17 protein-coding genes and 2 riboswitches are annotated in these 17,822 nt (G+C 68.3%); of the genes, 6 read left to right on the top strand and 11 right to left on the bottom strand.

All coding sequences use genetic code 11. The annotated features are described in order from the left end of the window. Positions 1 to 82 precede the first annotated feature (82 nt). Both AC3A6Y_RS06560 and recG read right to left on the bottom strand, forming a co-directional pair. A complete protein-coding gene (locus AC3A6Y_RS06560; RefSeq protein WP_487867400.1) occupies positions 83 to 1,054 on the bottom strand; it encodes a LysR substrate-binding domain-containing protein in 972 nt (323 codons plus the stop codon). Positions 1,055 to 1,126: 72 nt separating this feature from the next. Continuing rightward, complete coding sequence (gene recG / locus AC3A6Y_RS06555) at positions 1,127 to 3,229, bottom strand: ATP-dependent DNA helicase RecG (protein ID WP_487867399.1); 2,103 nt, start codon at positions 3,227 to 3,229, stop codon at positions 1,127 to 1,129. An 81-nt stretch (positions 3,230 to 3,310) separates the two neighbouring features. Between recG and queA the strand changes: the two genes are divergently transcribed. After that, positions 3,311 to 4,372, top strand: a complete 1,062-nt coding sequence (gene queA, locus AC3A6Y_RS06550; protein ID WP_487867398.1) for a tRNA preQ1(34) S-adenosylmethionine ribosyltransferase-isomerase QueA — start codon at positions 3,311 to 3,313, stop codon at positions 4,370 to 4,372. Beyond that, positions 4,366 to 5,538, top strand: coding sequence for a tRNA guanosine(34) transglycosylase Tgt (gene tgt, locus AC3A6Y_RS06545; RefSeq protein ID WP_487867397.1), 1,173 nt, complete (start codon positions 4,366 to 4,368; stop codon positions 5,536 to 5,538). Before queA ends, tgt begins: the two co-directional genes overlap by 7 nt. A 1-nt stretch (position 5,539) precedes the next feature. On the opposite strand, the gene AC3A6Y_RS06540 is transcribed toward tgt, so the two are convergent. Continuing rightward, the gene (locus AC3A6Y_RS06540) at positions 5,540 to 5,716 is read right to left on the bottom strand and encodes a hypothetical protein (RefSeq protein ID WP_487867396.1); all 177 of its coding nucleotides are present in this window, start codon (positions 5,714 to 5,716) and stop codon (positions 5,540 to 5,542) included. 183 nt (positions 5,717 to 5,899) lie between these two features. On the opposite strand from AC3A6Y_RS06540, the gene AC3A6Y_RS06535 reads away from it, so the two are divergent. Next, positions 5,900 to 6,676 (top strand): SDR family NAD(P)-dependent oxidoreductase, encoded by a 777-nt coding sequence (locus tag AC3A6Y_RS06535; protein ID WP_487867395.1) that lies wholly within the window; start codon positions 5,900 to 5,902, stop codon positions 6,674 to 6,676. On the opposite strand, the gene AC3A6Y_RS06530 is transcribed toward AC3A6Y_RS06535, so the two are convergent. From AC3A6Y_RS06530 to AC3A6Y_RS06500, 7 genes are all read right to left on the bottom strand, one after another. After that, complete coding sequence (locus tag AC3A6Y_RS06530; RefSeq protein ID WP_487867394.1) at positions 6,649 to 7,740, bottom strand: serine endopeptidase; 1,092 nt, start codon at positions 7,738 to 7,740, stop codon at positions 6,649 to 6,651. The genes AC3A6Y_RS06535 and AC3A6Y_RS06530 overlap by 28 nt on opposite strands. 123 nt (positions 7,741 to 7,863) lie before the next feature. Further along, positions 7,864 to 8,661 carry a DUF2145 domain-containing protein gene (locus AC3A6Y_RS06525; RefSeq protein WP_487867808.1) on the bottom strand — a complete coding sequence of 266 codons (798 nt, stop codon included), beginning with the start codon at positions 8,659 to 8,661 and terminating at the stop codon, positions 7,864 to 7,866. An 83-nt stretch (positions 8,662 to 8,744) separates the two neighbouring features. Continuing rightward, entirely contained in the window at positions 8,745 to 9,203 is a 459-nt protein-coding gene (locus AC3A6Y_RS06520) for a hypothetical protein (RefSeq protein ID WP_487867393.1), read from the bottom strand. Between the two features lie 41 nt (positions 9,204 to 9,244). Beyond that, positions 9,245 to 9,730: a YiaA/YiaB family inner membrane protein gene (locus tag AC3A6Y_RS06515; RefSeq protein WP_487867392.1), complete on the bottom strand. Its 486-nt coding sequence runs from the start codon at positions 9,728 to 9,730 to the stop codon at positions 9,245 to 9,247. A gap of 103 nt (positions 9,731 to 9,833) precedes the next feature. Continuing rightward, positions 9,834 to 10,484, bottom strand: a complete 651-nt coding sequence (locus AC3A6Y_RS06510; protein WP_487867391.1) for a phosphatase PAP2 family protein — start codon at positions 10,482 to 10,484, stop codon at positions 9,834 to 9,836. Continuing rightward, positions 10,484 to 12,448, bottom strand: coding sequence for an MFS transporter (locus AC3A6Y_RS06505; RefSeq protein ID WP_487867390.1), 1,965 nt, complete (start codon positions 12,446 to 12,448; stop codon positions 10,484 to 10,486). Before AC3A6Y_RS06505 ends, AC3A6Y_RS06510 begins: the two co-directional genes overlap by 1 nt. 23 nt (positions 12,449 to 12,471) lie before the next feature. Then, positions 12,472 to 13,317 (bottom strand): hypothetical protein, encoded by an 846-nt coding sequence (locus AC3A6Y_RS06500; RefSeq protein ID WP_487867389.1) that lies wholly within the window; start codon positions 13,315 to 13,317, stop codon positions 12,472 to 12,474. A gap of 121 nt (positions 13,318 to 13,438) precedes the next feature. Here AC3A6Y_RS06500 and AC3A6Y_RS06495 point away from each other — a divergent pair, with 121 nt between their 5' ends. Both AC3A6Y_RS06495 and AC3A6Y_RS06490 read left to right on the top strand, forming a co-directional pair. After that, entirely contained in the window at positions 13,439 to 14,173 is a 735-nt protein-coding gene (locus AC3A6Y_RS06495) for a helix-turn-helix domain-containing protein (protein WP_487867388.1), read from the top strand. Between the two features lie 70 nt (positions 14,174 to 14,243). Further along, positions 14,244 to 14,347, top strand: a riboswitch (glycine riboswitch). 4 nt (positions 14,348 to 14,351) lie between these two features. After that, a riboswitch (glycine riboswitch) is annotated at positions 14,352 to 14,457 on the top strand. A 93-nt stretch (positions 14,458 to 14,550) separates the two neighbouring features. Next, entirely contained in the window at positions 14,551 to 15,819 is a 1,269-nt protein-coding gene (locus AC3A6Y_RS06490) for a D-amino acid dehydrogenase (protein WP_487867387.1), read from the top strand. A gap of 3 nt (positions 15,820 to 15,822) precedes the next feature. Here the strand turns inward: AC3A6Y_RS06490 and AC3A6Y_RS06485 are convergent, their stop codons facing one another. Further along, positions 15,823 to 16,704 carry a LysR family transcriptional regulator gene (locus AC3A6Y_RS06485; protein ID WP_487867386.1) on the bottom strand — a complete coding sequence of 294 codons (882 nt, stop codon included), beginning with the start codon at positions 16,702 to 16,704 and terminating at the stop codon, positions 15,823 to 15,825. Between the two features lie 133 nt (positions 16,705 to 16,837). Between AC3A6Y_RS06485 and AC3A6Y_RS06480 the strand changes: the two genes are divergently transcribed. After that, positions 16,838 to 17,821, top strand: coding sequence for a tripartite tricarboxylate transporter substrate binding protein (locus tag AC3A6Y_RS06480; RefSeq protein ID WP_487867385.1), 984 nt, complete (start codon positions 16,838 to 16,840; stop codon positions 17,819 to 17,821). Position 17,822 lies beyond the last annotated feature (1 nt).

Here is a 17,822-nt window from a genome sequence, read left to right as displayed (position 1 = left end):
GCCGCGCTCTATCGCAGCGATTGTGTCGAAGTCCGTTCGAATGGCGTGTGCCGAGGGAGCGCCTTACGAGCCGTCATCTCCGCTACGAGAGGCGCTTGACGCCCGGCAGCTCGCAGGCATAGATGGCATTGCGCAGGGCCGCGATGGCCTCGTAGCGCGTGAAGCTGCGGCGCCAGGCCAGCACGACGCGGCGTGTCGGCGGCTCGCCGCCCTGGAGGTCGCGCACCGGCAGGTAGCGCACGATCTGCTCGGGCTCCCTGCCGCGCCCCTTCGCAGCCCGGGGCTTGAGCGCATCGGCCGGCACCGACAGGCGCGGGACCAGCGTCACGCCCATCCCGGCGGCCACCATGTGCTTGATGGTCTCCAGCGAAGAGCCCTCGAAGCTCTTGCGGATGCCCTCCGCATCGCTCGAGAAGCGGGCGAATTCCGGGCAGACCTCGAGCACGTGGTCGCGGAAGCAGTGACCCGTGCCGAGCAGCAGCATGGTCTCTTTCTTGAGCTCGTCGGAGCTCACGGATTCGCGCTCGGCCAGCGGATGATGGACGGGAACCGCCGCCATGAAGGGCTCGTCGTACAGCTGCGCCACCGCGAGCCCGGTATCCGGGAAGGGCTCGGCCATGATCGCGCAGTCGATCTCGCCGGAACGCAGCATCTCCAGCAGCTTGACGGTGAAGTTCTCCTGCAGGACCAGCGGCATCTGCGGTGTGCGCGCGATGTTCTGGCGCACCAGGTCGGGCAGCAGGTAGGGGCCGATGGTGTAGATCACGCCCAGGTTGAGCGGCCCCGACAGCGGGTCCTTCCCGCGCTTGGCGATCTCCTTGATGCTGGCGGCCTGGTCGAGCACGCTCTGGGCCTGCTGCACGATCTGCTCGCCCAGCGGCGTGACCGTGACCTCGCCCGCGCTGCGCTCGAAGAGCTTGACCTCGAGCTCGTCCTCCAGCTTCTTGATCGCGACCGAGAGGGTGGGCTGCGATACGTAGCAGGCCTCGGCCGCCTTGCCGAAATGCCTCTCGCGCGCGACCGCAACGATGTATTTGAGTTCCGTGAGGGTCATAGCTTTCGTCAATTATTGCTCGCCCCCGGGCTTGTCATGAACGGGCCTCGCTTCGCTGGCCGGCTTGCCTGGTCACGCCTTGAGGTATTCGGCCTTGCTGCCAAGCCATCGGTCCACGTGCCTCTCGGCCAGCGCGCGGTGGCGGTCGAGCATGCGGGGGGCGAGCTCGCGCGCCCAGTCGAGCAGCAGGACGTCGGTGCTCAGGTCGGCAAAACGCAGCAGCGGCGCGCCCGACTGGCGCGCACCGAGGAATTCGCCGGGGCCGCGGATGTCGAGGTCGCGCCGCGCGATCTCGAAACCGTCGCTGGTCTCGGCCATGGCCTTGAGCCGCGCCCGGGCGGCCTCGCCGACGCGGCCGCCCTCGTTCGGCGCGTAGAGCAGCACGCAGGCCGAGGCCGCCGCGCCGCGCCCGACCCGGCCGCGCAGCTGGTGCAGCTGCGAGAGGCCAAAGCGCTCGGCATGCTCGATCACCATCAGCGAAGCATTGGGCACGTCGACGCCGACCTCGATCACGGTGGTGCTGACCAGCACCTGCAGCCGGTTGGCGGTGAAGGCCTCCATCACCGCCTGCTTCTCGGCGGTCGGCATGCGCGAATGCAGGAGCCCGATGCTCACTTCCTCGCCGAGCGCGCCCGCCAGTTCGTCGCGCGTCTCGGTCGCGTTCCGCAGATCGACCGCCTCGCTCTCCTCGATGAGGGGGCAGACCCAGTAGACCTGCCGGCCCTGTTCCAGCTGGACCCGGATGCGGTCGATGACCTCGTCGCGCCGGTGCTCGGCCACCAGCTTCGTGACGATGGGCGTGCGGCCCGGCGGCAGCTCGTCGAGGGTGGAAACATCGAGATCGGCGTAGTAGCTCATCGCCAGGGTGCGTGGGATCGGGGTGGCGCTCATCATCAGCAGGTGCGGCTCGAGCTGTCCCCCGGCCTTGCCGCGCAGCGCCAGGCGCTGGGCGACGCCGAAGCGGTGCTGCTCGTCGATGATGGCGAGCGCCAGCTGGCGGAAGCGCACCTTCTCCGAGATCACTGCATGCGTGCCGATCACCAGCGCGGCCTCGCCGTTCTCGACCGCTGCCGACATCGCGTCGCGCTCCTTCTTCTTCTGGCTGCCGGTGAGCCAGGCCACCCGCAGGCCACGCTCGGCCAGCAGCGGATCGAGCCAGCCGACCAGCTTGCCGAAATGCTGCGCGGCCAGGATCTCGGTGGGCGCCATCAGCGCGCACTGGTGGCCCGCATCGATGCAGCGCGCCGCTGCGAGCGCCGCCACCACGGTCTTGCCCGAGCCCACGTCGCCCTGCAGCAGCCGGTGCATCGGCACTTCGCGCGCGAGGTCGCGGACGATCTCCTCGACCACGCGCTGCTGGGCGCCGGTCAGCGCAAACGGGAGGACGGCCCGCAGCGCCTGGCCGAGCGAATTCGACGAGGCAGCCGCCGACAGCACCGGCGCCCGCTGCGCACCTCGGGCCCGCCTCGCCTGCAGCTGCGACAGCTGTTGCGCGAGCAGTTCATCGGCTTTGAGCCGCTGCCAGGCCGGATGGCTGCGGTCTTCCAGCGTGGCCATCGCGACGTCGGGCGCCGGGTAGTGCAGAAAATGCAACGCGCGCCGCAGATCCCACGCCCCCTGCGGCGCGAACCGTGGGGGAATGGTCTCGTCGAGCACCGCCCGCGCCAGGCCGGAGCGCACCTCGCGCCGAAGCACCGGCTGCGGCAGGCCGGCGACGGTCGAGTACACCGGCGTCAGCGCCTGGGGCAGCTCGGTGCCCGCGGCCTTGACGTTCGGGTGCATCATCTGCCGGCCGACGAAGCCGCCCCGCACCTCGCCGCGCACGCGCACCCGCGCGCCGACCGCCAGCTGCTTCTGCTGCGACGGATAAAAGTTGAAAAAGCGCAGCTGGCAGGTGTCGCTGCCGTCGTCCACCGTCACGATCAGCTGGCGGCGGGGTCGAAAGACGACCTCGCTCTCGGTCACCACCGCCTCGATCTGCGCCATCTCGCCATCGCGCGTGTCGGCCAGGCGCACGATGCGGGTCTCGTCTTCATAGCGCATCGGCAGGTAGAGGGCAAAGTCGATGTCGCGCACCAGGCCCAGCTTGCGCAGCGCGCGCTGCACCGCGCTCAGGCCGGCGCCCGGCGCCTCGACAGGCTTTTCCGGGGGCAGGGACTTGGCGGCGGCGGGCATGGGACAATTCTGCCCGCCTCTTCGGCCTCCCTTCCCTTTCCCTCGCCTCCTTGGCACGGGCCCGTCCGGCCCTCAAGATTCATGCGCGCCTTCACCCTTTCCGATTTCGATTTCGACTTGCCGCCCGAGCTGGTGGCGCAGCATCCCGCCGCCGAGCGCAGCGCCTCGCGCCTGCTCGACGGCACGGCGGAACCGCCCGCCGACCGCATCTTCAAGGCCCTGCCCTCGCTGCTGCGCGCGGGCGACCTGCTGGTCTTCAACGACACCCGCGTGGTCAAGGCGCGCCTCTTCGGCGAGAAGCCCACCGGCGGCAAGCTCGAGCTGCTGGTCGAGCGCGTGCTGCAAGACCACGAGGTGGTCGCCCATATGAAGGTCAGCAAGAAGCCGCCCGTGGGCACCGTGCTCGCCATGACGGGCGGCTTCCAGGCGACGCTGCTGGGCCGCTGGCCCGACGAGCAAGGTGCGCTGTTCCGCCTGCGCTTCGACAGCCCCACGGGCGAGGACCCCTACGCGCTGATGGCGCGCTGCGGCCATGTGCCCTTGCCGCCGTATATCGAGCATGCCGACTCGCAGGAGGACGAGCGCCGCTACCAGACCGTGTTCGCCCGCGTGCCCGGCGCCGTGGCTGCGCCGACGGCGGCGCTTCACTTCGACGAGGCACTGCTTGCCGAGCTCCAGGCACGGGGCGTGCAACGCGCCAGCGTCACGCTGCACGTGGGCGCCGGCACCTTCCAGCCCGTCAAGACCGAGAACATCGCCGAGCACCAGATGCATGCCGAGCGTTACGAGGTGCCCGAGGCGACGCAGCGCGCGATCGCCGAGGCGAAGGCGCGGGGCGGCCGAGTCGTCGCCGTCGGCACCACCACCGTGCGCACGCTCGAATCGTGGGCCAAGAGCGGCGAAGCCAGCGGCGACACCCGCATCTTCATCACGCCGGGCTTCGCCTTTGCGCACGTGGACCTGCTCGTCACCAACTTCCACCTGCCCAAGAGCACGCTCATGATGCTGGTGAGCGCCTTCGCGGGCTACGAGCGCGTCATGGCGCTCTACGCCCACGCCATTCGCGAGCGCTACCGCTTTTTCAGCTACGGCGACGCGATGCTGCTGGCCCGGGCGAACCGACCAAGAGACAACGCATGCTGAATTTCGAACTCCTCGCCACCGATCCCGACAGCCACGCGCGCCGCGGCACCCTCACCCTCAATCATGGCGTGGTGCAGACGCCGATCTTCATGCCCGTGGGCACCTACGGCACCGTCAAGGGCGTGATGCCGCGCAGCCTCGAAGAGATGGGCGCGCAGATCATCTTGGGCAATACCTTCCACCTCTGGATGCGTCCAGGCCTGGACGTGATGGCGAGCTTCGGCGGCTTGCATCGGTTCGAGAGATGGGACAAGCCCATCCTCACCGACTCCGGCGGCTTCCAGGTCTGGTCGCTGGGCGCGATGCGCAAGATCAGCGAGGAAGGCGTGAAGTTCGCCTCGCCCGTCAATGGCGACAAGCTCTTCCTCACGCCAGAGGTCTCGATGCAGATCCAGACCATCCTCAACAGCGACATCGTCATGCAGTTCGACGAGTGCACGCCCTACGACACCCGAGGCCACATCACGACCGAGGCCGAGGCACGCTCGTCGATGGAATTGAGCCTGCGCTGGGCCCGACGTTGCCAGGCCGAATTCGCGCGCCTCGCCAATCCCAATGCCCTCTTCGGCATCGTCCAGGGCGGCATGTACGAGAACCTGCGCGAGGAGTCGCTGGCGCAGCTGGTCGAGCTCGACTTCCCTGGCTACGCGATCGGCGGCGTCAGCGTCGGCGAGCCCAAGGAGGAGATGCTGCGCATCATGGCGCACACGCCGCACCGGCTGCCGGCCCACAAGCCACGCTACCTGATGGGCGTCGGCACGCCCGAGGACCTGGTGGAAGGGGTGGCCCAGGGCGTCGACATGTTCGACTGCGTGATGCCCACGCGCAATGCACGCAACGGCACCCTCTTCAGCCGCTTCGGCGACCTGAAGATGCGCAATGCGCGCCACAAGAACGACCCGCAGCCGATCGATCCAAGCTGCAGCTGCCATGCCTGCGCGGGCGCCTCGGGCGTGCCGTGGAACGAGGGCGGGCGCGAGGGATTCAGCCGCGCCTACCTGCATCACCTGGACCGCTGCGGCGAGATGCTCGGGCCGATGCTCACGACCATCCACAACCTGCACTACTACCTGAACCTGATGCGCGAGATCCGCGCGGCGATCGATGCGGGCGCCTATTCGCAGTTCCGCGCGCAGTTCAAGGCCGACCGCGCGCGCGGCATCTGAGCTACTCCGCGGCGCCTGTCGTCTCGGAGGCCGGCGGCGTGCCGCTGGGCGCGAACAGAAGGATGGCGTCCGGCTCCTTTGCATAGGCGACCAGGCTCGCCGCCGACAACAAGGCGGCGGCAACGGAGGCAAGGTAAAGGCCGGCAGCGGCGTGGCGGCGAAGGAGCTGGCTGAACATGGCTGCAAGTCTCGTATCGAATGCATGGAGCGTAGCCACAAGCCGCGCCCGCGGGAACACGACCTAAGCCATACGCCGCACGCGCGAGGACTTGCGCGCGGACTGGCGCGCCCCCGCCGCGACGTAGAGAATCACTCGGCCGCGCCCACCGCGGCAGCTCCTCCACTCGCACGGACCCCGATCATGACGGCAACGAACTCTCCCTACTCGGCGCGCTATCCATCGCTCGCCGGTCGCAGCGTCTTCATCTCCGGCGGTGCCACCGGCATCGGCGAAGCGCTGGTGCGCGCCTTCCATGCGCAAGGCGCGCATGTCGGCTTCTGCGACATCGACGTCGCGGCTGGCCAGGCACTGGCGGCCAAGCTGCAAGGCGACAACGCCGTGCTGTTCCATGCGTGCGACGTCACCGATGTTGCCGCGCTGCAGGCGGCCATCGCCGCGGTGCGTGCGCGCTACGGGCCGATCCGCGTGCTGCTCAACAACGCCGCCAACGACCGCCGCCACGAGATGGCCGATATCACGAGCGAGGACTTCGATGCGCTGGTGGCGATCAACTTCAAGCACCAGTTCTTCGCGGCGCAGGCCGTGGCGGACGACATGCGCGCAGCCGGCGGCGGATCGATCATCAACTTCGGCTCGATCAGCTGGATGATCAAGGGCGCCGGCTACCCGGTCTACCAGGCGTGCAAAGCCGCCGCTCGCGGGCTTACCCGTTCGCTGGCACGCGACCTCGGCAAGGCCAACATCCGCGTCAATTCCATCGTGCCGGGCTGGGTGATGACCGAGCGCCAGCTGAAGCTGTGGGTCAAGCCCGAGTCCGAGATCCAGATTGACGCCGCCCAATGCCTGCCGGGCCGCGTGATGGCGCAGGACATCGCCAGCATGGCACTCTTCCTTGCGGCCGACGATTCGAGGATGTGCAGCGCACAGGACTACGTGGTGGACGCCGGCTGGACCTGAAGCGGCGGCAGGCCATCGCTCGGGGGCGATGCCGCGACGGTCCCGCAGGCATGGCAGAAGCGCGAGAAGGCACTCTTGCGTGCCTTGCACGCGCGGCAGTGGTCGAACAGGCCGATGCCGCAGTGCGGGCAGAAGTCGATCTCGGTGTTCTTGAGATCCACCGGCCGCTCGCAACCCGGACAGACGCTCTTGGCCAGGCGAGCCAGCGCGGTGTCGTAGCTCAGCTCGTTTCGCCGGACGGTGTCGGGCTGCGCCTCGGCAAGCTTCTGGCGCGCGAGGTAGCGGTTGAGCGCGACGATCGCATAGCGTCCCACCAGCACGGTCAGCACGATGCCGACCGCGTAGCGCACATAACCCCCATAGCTCGGCAGGTAGGGCACCAGCTCGACGAAAAAGGCGAACAGCGCAAAGAAGATGAAGCCCCATACGAAGGGCCACCAGGTGCTCTTGCGTTTCTTCGCGAACAGCCAGCCCGCGATCACCAGCAGCGGCAGGGTCAGGGCCAGTCGGTAGGCGAACACACGCAGTTCGACGCGCCGGTTCTCCGCCTGGAGCGCCTTCCGCGCCGCCTCCTCGAGGACGGCGAGCTTTTCTTGCGCGCTCTGGCGCGCTTGGCGGGCATCGAGCGCAATCTGGCGCTGTGCCCCGACGTCGCGTTCGGCTTCGTTCTCCTTGGTCTTCAGCGCATCGAGCGCCTTGGTGCGGGCGATGAGCTCGGTGTCTTGGTCGGGCTGCGCGGTCACGCGCCGCGTCGCCAGCCAGTTGCCGAAGGTCTCGCGCGAAGTGCGGCTGGCCTGCTGCGCGGCCAGAAGCGCCAGCTCGGCCTGCTCGCGCTCGCGCGTGGCCTCCTGCTCGGTGCGCTGGCTGGTCCGGATGGTCTGGCGCAGCGGCTCGGCCGCCGGGCGGTCGATGAAGTCGTCGAGCGTCAGCGTGCGCTCCACCCGCGGCAGGTCGCCGACGATCGTGCTGCCGAGTCCGATCAGGAAGGTGGCGAACACCAGGGCCACCACCCAAAGGCCGCGGCGGAACCACTTCTCCGACAGGCGCAGGGACTTGCTGCTCATTCAGTTGCTCCGGTTCATCAAAGGTGCCGATTTAAAGGCATCGCTGCCACAGCGTCTTGCTCAGTCGCCCTGCAAGCTGGTCTTCCCGCGGGCTGTGATCGGCGGGCGTGCGCGCCCGCGACCTCATAGACGCAGCGTCACTGGCGCCGCGCCGAGTCCCGCCCTCGGCATCCAGGCGAAGACCGAATCGACCGTCACGGTCTCGATGCGGTCGGAGAAACGCTTCTCGTTGGGATGGTCGTCAAAGGACACATTGGCCGCTCCGACGCGGCCGCCCAAGCGCGTTAGCGGCCCGAGCTTGAGCGTGGTGGGCTCGTAACCCTTGAACTTCAGCCAGGCCTGCGCCTGCCCGCGCGTGCGGATCGTCGCGGGCTCCATGGCCGCGGCCAGCGTCTCGATCGCCCACTGGTTCGACTGCTGGTACCTGTCGCCCCAGGCATAGCTCACGATGCTGTAGGAGGGGATGTGCAGCCGCGTGATGCGCGCGGGCGACTCTTCGAGCGCCGTCCTCAATTGCGCCTGCACGGCGGGTGCAGGCACCACCCAGGCGGCCTCGTTGCGCCACAAGTCATCGAGGAAGAACTCGCCCAGCCCCTGGCGGTAGACCCCCGCTGTCGCCGTGTTGCACTGGTTCAGCTTGTGCACCACGCGCCAGGCGCCCGCCTCGGTCTTGTAGGCCAGGCCCATATGCGAGTAGCGCAGCCCGTACTTGCCCAAGTCCTGCCCCGCGCGCGCCAGCAGCACCACCTGAGCGCCGCTGGCGTCGAGCTGCTGCGCCGTGCGCTGGGCGAGCTCCAGGCCCTTGATGATCGTGGCCGCATTCGGCCGGTGTTCCTCGCAGGAGCGGCCGGCGTGCGCGTTGAGCGGAAACAGGAACAGGCCGGCCAGCACCACCGCCAGCGCGGCTGCGATCAGGTGCATCATCGACCGCAATCCGCGACCTACGCGCGGCACGCGGCTTCGGTACTCGATCTCGTAGTTGCCGAAGTTGGTGGGGATGCGCTTCACGACAGCCTCTCGTTGTAGAGCAGCGCGCGGCCGATCGCGTTGGGCACGAAGGCCAGCACCTCGCCGGCCGCCGACAGCACGATCCCGCTACCGATCACGCTGACCGTCACCACGGTGCCGGCCACGACCGCGCTGCCATGGACGGCACGGCCCAGCACCTTGACGCTGGCGCGGGCGCCGTCGGATGCACGCTCCAGTAGATAAACGGTGCCGTCCGCCGAGGCCTCGACCGCCACCACGGTGAGCGTCGACCCAGCCACCGACAGCGCCGCCGGCAAGGCCACCACCGCGCTCGCCGCGCTGCCGGCCAGCGAGGCGGTCCCGACGACCGAGGCCACAGGCAGCAATGAAATCGCGGCCGAGGCCTCGCTCTGCGCATGAACCTGAAGCGGGGCGGCAACGCCCGCCAGTGCAGCACAGGCTGCGATCAACGCCGTGACAAAGGACTTCTTCATGATGTGTTCTCCGGAATGAGGGGTTTGAAGTCGGTGCGCCGTCATTCGCCGCGGCCTGCTTCGGCGCGGGCTTCGCGTCGGCCCTGAAGGCGCGCTTCGACGAGGTCGGCCTCGTGACGGTCTCGGAGGGTCTTGGCCAGCGTGAAGGCGCTGCTGATCAGGAACATCCAGCTCACGCCGAGGAAGGCCTTGTAGGTCTCGCTGATGTCCATGCGCAGCAGGCCCCAGCCGGTCAGGCTCATGGCGGTGAAGAAGCCGCCCCAGACCACCAGCTTCCACATCGGCGTGTCGCCTGCGCCGGGGATTGCACCGTGCTGGTTGTCGCGCACGAACTTCGCCAGCACGAAGGCTGCCGACAGGCAGAACACGTAGCCCATCACCATGAAGGCCCGATCCAGCGCTTGCCCCGGCAGCCAGCCGAGGCCGGTGGCGCAGAGGAACACGGCCAGCCCGAAGGAGATCCAGACTTGGACCTGCCAGGCTCGGGTATCGCGCTGGATGGAGACGGTGGGTGTAGTGGGTTGCATGAATGCCTCGCGGCGTAGTGAAGGTGCGCGGATGATGGTTCGCGCCTTCGCTGCGGGGTTCAAATTCCTGCACTGGTGGCGGCTCTCGCCGCCCCGGGTATCTTCAATCGATACCGATGCGCTGCCGGCGCCGCAACAGGTCTTCGCGCGTGAAGGGCCGCTCGGTGCCGGCGAGCCGCACGGCGAGCAGCCCGAGCGCGTCCTGCGTGGGCGCCGGCGTTCCGGGACGCAGGAACAGCAGCGGCGAGACGATGCTGATCAACAGCAGGACCCAGTGAAGGCGTGGCGGCCGGTGATACTGCCGCCACAGGAAGAGCGCGCTGACGGCGGCGCCCAGCGCGAACCCGGCCGCCACTTCCGATTTGGAATGGGCATAGATCGCCAGCCTCGACAGTCCGATGAGCCCGGCAAAGGCCCAGCCGAATGTGGCAGCCGAGGCGCGCACGCGAGGCTCCCAGTGCGCGGCGACCAGCCAGAAGGCCACCGGCCAGACGCTGGCCGAGAGCATGGTGTGGCCGCTGATGCCGGTGAAGTTGAGCATCGCGCTGCCGATACCCCAGCCCATGAAGGCGATCTTGGAAGCCGCCACCAGAGCACCCGCCGAACCGAACAGCACGAGCCAACGCCATGCGATCGGCCGCGTGACCGTCCGCACGCCCAGCCACACGGCAATCCACGCTGCGACCGGCAGCAGGAAGCCGCTGTCACCGAACCAGGTGATCGAATGCCAGAAGCCGTCGGGCAAAAAGAACATCAGCTCGGCTGGCCGGTCAGCAGCCCGCCCACGCGCCGCTGCAGGACCTCCGGCTGCACCTCGGCGCGCGCCATCGCGCTGCCGACATGGAGCCCGACCCGACTGAAGAAGCCGCGCCGAAAGGGACGCACCATCGCCACGCGCTCGCCGTCGCGCACCTCGATGCGGCTGAAATAGGAGCCCCAGAGGTTGGTCAGCGCCATCGGGATCACCGGCACGTCGATGCCCTCGGCGCGAGCGTGTTCGAGGATCTTCATCACGCCACCCTTGAAGGGCTGCAGCGTGCCGTCGCGCGTGATGGCGCCCTCGGGGAATATGGCGAGCAGATCGCCCTCGCGCAGCACCTGCACGGCACTGGCGAAAGCCGCCTCATAGGCCGTCGGGTTTTCCTTTTGGGATGCGATCGGAATGGCCTTGGCCAAGCGAAACAGCCAGCCGAGCACCGGCACGCGGAAGATGCGGTGGTCCATGATGAAGCGGATCGGCCGCGGGCTGGCGGCCATCAGCAGCACGGCGTCGATGAAGCTCACATGGTTGCAAACCAGCACGGCGGCACCTTCGGCCGGGATGTGCTCCTCCCCCTTCACGTCGAAGCGGTAGACCACGTGCGATAGCAGCCAGGCGGAGAAGCGCAGCAGATACTCCGGCACCAACATGAAGATGTAGAAGGCAACCACCGCGTTGGCGATGCCGGTGAAGAGGAAGATCTGCGGAATCGTGAAGCCGGCCTTGAGCAGCGCGCCTGCGATCACCGCGCTGGCGATCATGAAGAGGGCATTGAGGATGTTGTTGGCGGCGATGATGCGTGCGCGGTGCGTGGGCTGGCTGCGCAGCTGGATCAGTGCGTACATCGGCACGCTGTAGAGTCCGGCGAAGAGCGACAGCAGGCCCAGGTCGGCCATCACCCGCCAGTGGGCCGGCTGGGCCAGGAAACCGGTCAAGCCCATCTCGCTGGCAGCCGACAGGCCACGCGATGCGAAGTACAGGTCGATGGCGAACACGCTCATGCCGATCGCACCGAGCGGTACCAGGCCGATCTCCACCTGACGCCGGCTGAGCGTCTCGCACAGCAGCGAGCCGATGCCGATGCCGATCGAGAACACCACCAGCAGCAGCGAGGCCACCTGCTCGTTGCCGTGCAGCACCTCCTTGGCGAAGCTCGGGAACTGGCTCAAAAAGACGGCGCCGAAGAACCACATCCACGAAATGCCCAACAGGGAGCGGAACACCACCAGGTTGCCGTGCGCCAGCCGCAGATTGCGCCAGGTCTCGCTGACCGGATTCCAGTTGATCAACAAGCCCGGATCGGTCGCCGGAATGCGCGGAATCGCCTGCGCCACGCCCCGCCCCACCAGCGCCAGCAGCAGGCAAGCCACGGCCACTGTCGTGTGGCCGATGCCCGGAAGTGCGACCAACAGGCCGCCGGCCACCTGCCCCAGCAGGATGGCGATGAAGGTGCCCATCTCGACCATGCCGTTGCCGCCGGTGAGCTCGCGCGCATCGAGCACCTGCGGCAGGTAGGCGAACTTGACCGGCCCGAAGAGCGTCGAATGCAGCCCCATCAGGAAGACACAGGCCAGCAGCAGCACCGCGTCGGCGCGCATGAAGCCCCAGGCGGCCAGCACCATGATCGCGATCTCGAGATTCTTGACGAAGCGAATCATCTTCGTCTTGTCGTATTTGTCGGTGAGCTGCCCGGCCGTCGCCGAGAACAGCAGGAAGGGCAGGATGAACAGCGCGCCGATCGCCAGCCCCGCCATCGCGGGCGGCATCCAGCTCAGTTGCAGCTGGTAGGTGACCATCACCGTGAAGGCGAACTTGAACAGGTTGTCGTTCGCCGCCCCTGCGAACTGCGTCCAGAAGAAGGGTGCGAAGCGCCGCTGCCCGAGCAGGGCGAACTGGTTGGCGTGCGCGTTCGGCGTGGGCGCGCTGGATGCAACGGAGGCGTCGGCGGGTGTCGTCATTCGAATCGCCCTGGCGGGCTCCTTCAGGCCGTCACGGCGGCCGCGCCCGGATTGTGCCGCAGCGTCTGGCGGCCCATGGCCTGCAGAGCGTGAAGCACGGGCAGCGCCGCCAATGCCGCCGTCAGGTGCTTGAGGCTGTGGCCGGCCAGCAGGTGATGCGTTGCCTCGTAGATGGCACGGTCGGACAGCTCGAACAGCTTGGCCAGCGCATAGAAGAAGATCACCCAGCCCAGCCGCAGGCCGATGGCGCCCGGTGCGGGCTGCCGGACGAGCGCCAGCACGAGCACCAGCAGCATGCCGCCGAACTGGACCAGTGCCCACGGCATCACGTTGCCCGTTTCCTGGCAGACGGCCACCGCCAGCAAGCCGGAGCCGAGCACGAACCAGGCCGCCGGCCAGCCGGCGCGCGCGCTCACCCTTTCGCAGACAGCGCAGCCGATCAGCCCGGCAAAGGCCACCGTCATTCCGGCACGGTCCGCCGCCAGGCGCAGGGCGTCGGGTTGCAGGTGGTAGAAGGCCGAGCCGGCGGCCGTGATGACCAGGCCGGCGAAGAACATCCAGGCGCAGTCGAGCAGGTTGACGGGCGGCTGGGCCACCGCGTGGTGCAGCGGCACCGCGTCCTGCACGTGCTCGTGCGCCTGGTCGTGCCAGTGGAGCCAGCGCAAGCCCCAGACGCCCAGCGCCGCGAAGGGCAGGTTGCTCAGCACGTCCATCGCGTGGGGAAGGCCGAACCAGTCGCGCTCATCGGCAAAGGGGGCGCCACCCGTCCCCGGCGAAGGCAGCGATGGCCCGGCGACTGCCAGCAGCAGAAGCAAGGCGAAGAAGAAGAACAGAACACGTTCGCGGGGGGAGAGGAGCGTGAGGGGCATGGCGGTTCCCGGTGAGAGGTCGGTGCGGCGGAATGTAGGTTGTCAACCTCCGAAGGAGCATCGAGAATCGATACGGAGTACTTTTTCACGCCCGCCGGTATCGAAAACCAATACCCGATCCATGAGCACCACCATCGACCTCGTCCAGGCTCTCAAGAACGAGCTGAAGACCGCCCACATGACCTATGCGGACCTCGCCAAGTCGCTGGACATGGCCGAGTCCAGCGTCAAGCGCATGCTCGCCAAGGGCGACATGCCGCTCACGCGGGTCGATGCGATCTGCCGGGCGCTGAAAATCGACTTCGCCGAACTGGCGCGGCGCGTCGCCGATGCACAGCCGCTGCTCAAGGAGCTGACGCTCGAGCAGGAAAAGGCGGTGGTCAAGGACAAGAAGCTGCTGCTCCTGGCCATCTGCGTGCTCAGCCAGTGGACGCTGGAGCAGATCGTCGCCGCCTACCGGATCAGCGAGGCCGAATGCATCGGCTACCTGGCACAGTTGGACCGCATCGGCATCATCGAGCTGCGACCACTCAACCGCTACCGGCTCAAGCTCGCCAAGACCTTCCGCTGGCGCCCCCACGGGCCGGTGATGGACTTCTTCCGCGAAAACGTGGTGCTGGACTACTACCGCGGCGGCTTCGACGGGCCGGCCGAGGGCCTGCTGCTGGTGCACGGCTCGATCAGCAAGAGCCTGGCCCCGGCCTTCCTCGACCGCCTGCAACGCGTGGCCCAGGATTTCGCCCAGCAGCACCAGACCGACCAGAAGCTCTCGCCCAAGGAGCGCGAGGGCTACACGCTGCTGCTGGGCATGCGCAACTGGGAGTTCGAGCTCTTCACCCGACTTCGCCGGGCCTGAGGCGATCGAGATCGAGGCGGCAGGGCACCCGCAGCCACGCTTGGTGACATGGCCCGGGCCGCCTACAATCCGCCCCACTGCAGGAGAGCGGGCCGCTGCGAGGCGGCCCCACCGAAGGCGCAAACTCCCATAAACGCTCAGGTCGGCTCGCAACCACGAGCCTGTACTGCACCAACTGTCAAAGCCGTCTGGAGAGCCGTCGCGCCACGCGACGCACCGAAGGAGCAAGTCCGCTGCGGGCGCAGCGGATGAATCTCTCAGGTACCGAGGACAGGGGGAGCGGCAACTCGGACGCGTGCGCCGGTTGCTTTTTTCTTTTTCACGAGCTTCCATTGCTTTCGTCGCGTCCGAGCGTTGCAACCTGAAAGGTTCCTGCAATGCGCGTGATCGTTCTCGGCGCCGGCCTGCTCGGCGTCACCTCGGCCTATTACCTCCGCCAACTCGGCCACGAAGTGACCGTGATCGACCGGCAGGCCAAGCCGGCCGCCGAAACCAGCTTCGCCAACGGCGGCCAGATCTCGGTGAGCCATGCCGAGCCCTGGGCCAATCCCGGCGCACCGCTCAAGCTGCTGCAATGGCTGGGCAAGGAAGATGCGCCGCTGCTCTTCCGCCTGCGCGGCGACCTGCGCCAGTGGCTCTGGGGCCTGGCCTTCCTGCGCGAATGCACGCCGGCGCGCACCCGCCGCAACATCGAGCAGATCGTGCGCCTGGGCACTTACAGCCGGGATCTGCTGCAGCAGCTGCGCCGCGACAAGGGACTGCAGTACGAGCAGCGCACCCAAGGCATCCTGCACTTCTACACCACGCAGAAGGAGTTCGACGGCGCGCTCAAGCCGGCCGAGCAGATGCGGGCCCTCGGCTGCGAGCGCCGCGTGGTCTCGGCCGACGAGGCGGTGCGCATCGAGCCGGCGCTGGCCCACATCCGGCCCCAGCTGGCCGGCGCCACCTACACGGCCGAGGACGAGTCGGGCGATGCGAACCGCTTCGCGCGCGAGCTGGTCGCGCTGGCCGCGGCCGACGGCGTGCAGTTCCTCATGAGCCACACCGTCACCGCACTGCGTGAGGCGGGCGGGCGCATCGACCACGTGGAGGCCACCGACAGCGAGGGCCGCTTCCAGCGCATCCGCGGCGATGCCGTCGTGCTGGCGATGGGTTCGCTGTCGCCGCTCTACGCCGCGCCGCTGGGCATCCGGCTGCCGATCTACCCGGCCAAGGGCTACTCGGTCACGCTGCCGGTGAAGGACGCCACGAAGGCACACCAGGTCTCGCTGACCGACGACGAGTACAAGCTGGTTTTCTCGCGCTACACCTCGGAAAGCGGCGACCGGCTGCGCATCGCGGGCACGGCCGAGCTCAACGGCTACGACCGCGACCTCAATCGCGTGCGCTGCGAGGCCATCGTGCGGCGCGTGGAAGCGCTCTTCCCCGGTGCCGGCGACACGTCGCGCGCGCAGTTCTGGACGGGCCTGCGTCCCGCCACGCCCAGCAATGTGCCGCTGATCGGCCGCACGCGCCTGCCCAACCTGTTCCTCAACACCGGCCACGGCACGCTGGGCTGGACCCACGCCTGCGGCTCGGGGAGATCGATCGCGCGCATCGTGAGCGGGCTGAAGCCCGAGGTCGACTTCGCTTTTGCCGGCGCCTGAGGCTCAGTCGCGCATCAGCGCCTGCATCAGCGCGCGCAGGATGGCCAGCGCCGGCGCCTCGGTGCGCCGGCGCAGGGTGACGAGGCCGAAGCGCGCCACGCCATCCATCGGCGGATCCATCTTCAGCTCGACCAGGCCGGGCGCCGCCGCGCGGATGGCCAGCAGCACCGCATCGCTCTGGCGCACCACCTCCACCAGGCTGGGGACCTCCTCGCATTGCAGGGTCACGCAGTGCGCGGGATGCGCCTGCGGGCCGTAGGCCTCGACCAGGGTGCGCGCCACCTCGTCGCTCAGCGGCGTGGAGGCGATCGGGTAGCGCTGCACCGCCTCGAAAGCCACGGAACGCAGCCGCGCGAGCGGATGGCCGCGGCGGCACAGGAAGGTACCGCGCATCTCGCGCACCAGGCCGAGTTCGAGATCGGGCGCCGGCTCCAGCGAGCGCGCATCGACCACCAGCGCATCGAGGCTGCGCTCGCGCAGCGACTGCACGAGCAAATCTGTGCCGCCGCGCGCCACCGCCACGCGCATCCTCGGGTGATGCTTCGCCATGTGCATCAGGAAGGGCGTCATCAGCATCGCGCCCGGGCCGGAGCCCATGCCGATGCGCACCGTGCCGCCCTCCCCTTCACGCAGCCGCCGGCCGCTGTCGCGCAGCTCGTCGGCCTCGGAGACCAGGTGGCGCGAGCGCTCCAGCACCTCGCGGCCGAAGGCGGTGAGCTCGTTGCTGCGGCCCACGCGGTCGAACAGTGGCATGCCGAGCTCATCCTCCAGCGCACGGATGCTGCGGCTCAGGGCCGGCTGGGTCAGATGCAAGGCCTGCGCGGACTTGCTGAAGGAGCCTGTGTGGGCCAGCGAGATCAGATGCCTGAGTTGGACCAGCGTCATGGCGAAGGCCTGCGAAGAGCTGCATTGAACTCATGCTAATGCAGCCAACAATGCATTGGACGTCAACAGTACCCGCTCCTAGCATTCGTCCGCATCCGGCAATCGCGCCGGCGCCCCACCCGGAGTTCCACCGATGACATCGTTCTTCCAGCGTTCGCATCTCCTCGCCTGTGGCCTGTTGCTGGCCGTGGGCGCGGCCTTCGCCCAGAGCTACCCCGCCAAGCCGGTCACCCTGATGGTCCCGTATCCTGCCGGCGGGCCGTCCGATGCCTTGGCGCGCATCTTTGCCACCCCGTTGGGCAAGGAGCTGGGCCAGCAGGTGCTGGTCGAGAACCTCGGCGGCGTCAGCGGTGCGATGGCGGCACAGAAGGTGCTGGCGGCGCCGCCCGATGGCCACTACATCTTCCAGGGCTCTGCCAACGAGGTGATCCTCTCGCCGCTGGCCAATGCGGCCGTGAAGCTCAAGACCGAGGACTTTCGCCTGGTGCATCCGGTGGCCGATGCGGTGATGGTGTTCGTCGCCCGCAAGGACCTGCCGGCCAACAGCGTGGACGAGCTGATCGCGCTGGCCCGCAAATCGACCGACCAGCCGCTCTCCTACGGCAGCGTGGGCGTCGGCTCGCTCTACCACCTGATCCTGGAGAAGGTGCAGCAGGATGCCGGCATCAAGCTGATGCACGCACCCTACAAGGGCAATGCGCCGCTGCTGCAGGACCTCGGCGGCGGGCAGGTCGACTTCGCCGTGCTGGTCTACAGCGCGGCCATGGGCGCGCTGGCCGAGCAGGGCCGGCTCAAGGTCATCGGGCAGCTGGGCACCCAGCGCTCCGAGCTGCTGAAGAACGTGCCCACCGCGAGCGAAGGCAAGGAGCTGAAGAACTTGAGCTACAAGATCTGGAGCGGCTTCATGGTGCCGAAGAACACGCCGGAGGACGTCGTGCAGAAACTGCACAAGGCCATCGGCGCGACCCTGAAGGACCCTGCGGTGCGCACGCAGCTCGCGGCCCAGACTCAGGTCGCGTCGCCACCGATGTCGCTGGCCGAATCGACCAAGTTCTTCGAGGCCGAGACCGCGCGCTACCGGGATATCGCCAAGTCCATCCACCTGCAACCGCAGTAAG

Source organism: Variovorax sp. Soil_C_17 (assembly GCF_057657265.1).
Note: the sequence above shows the minus strand (reverse complement) of the source record. Positions and strands in the feature narration are given on the sequence as shown.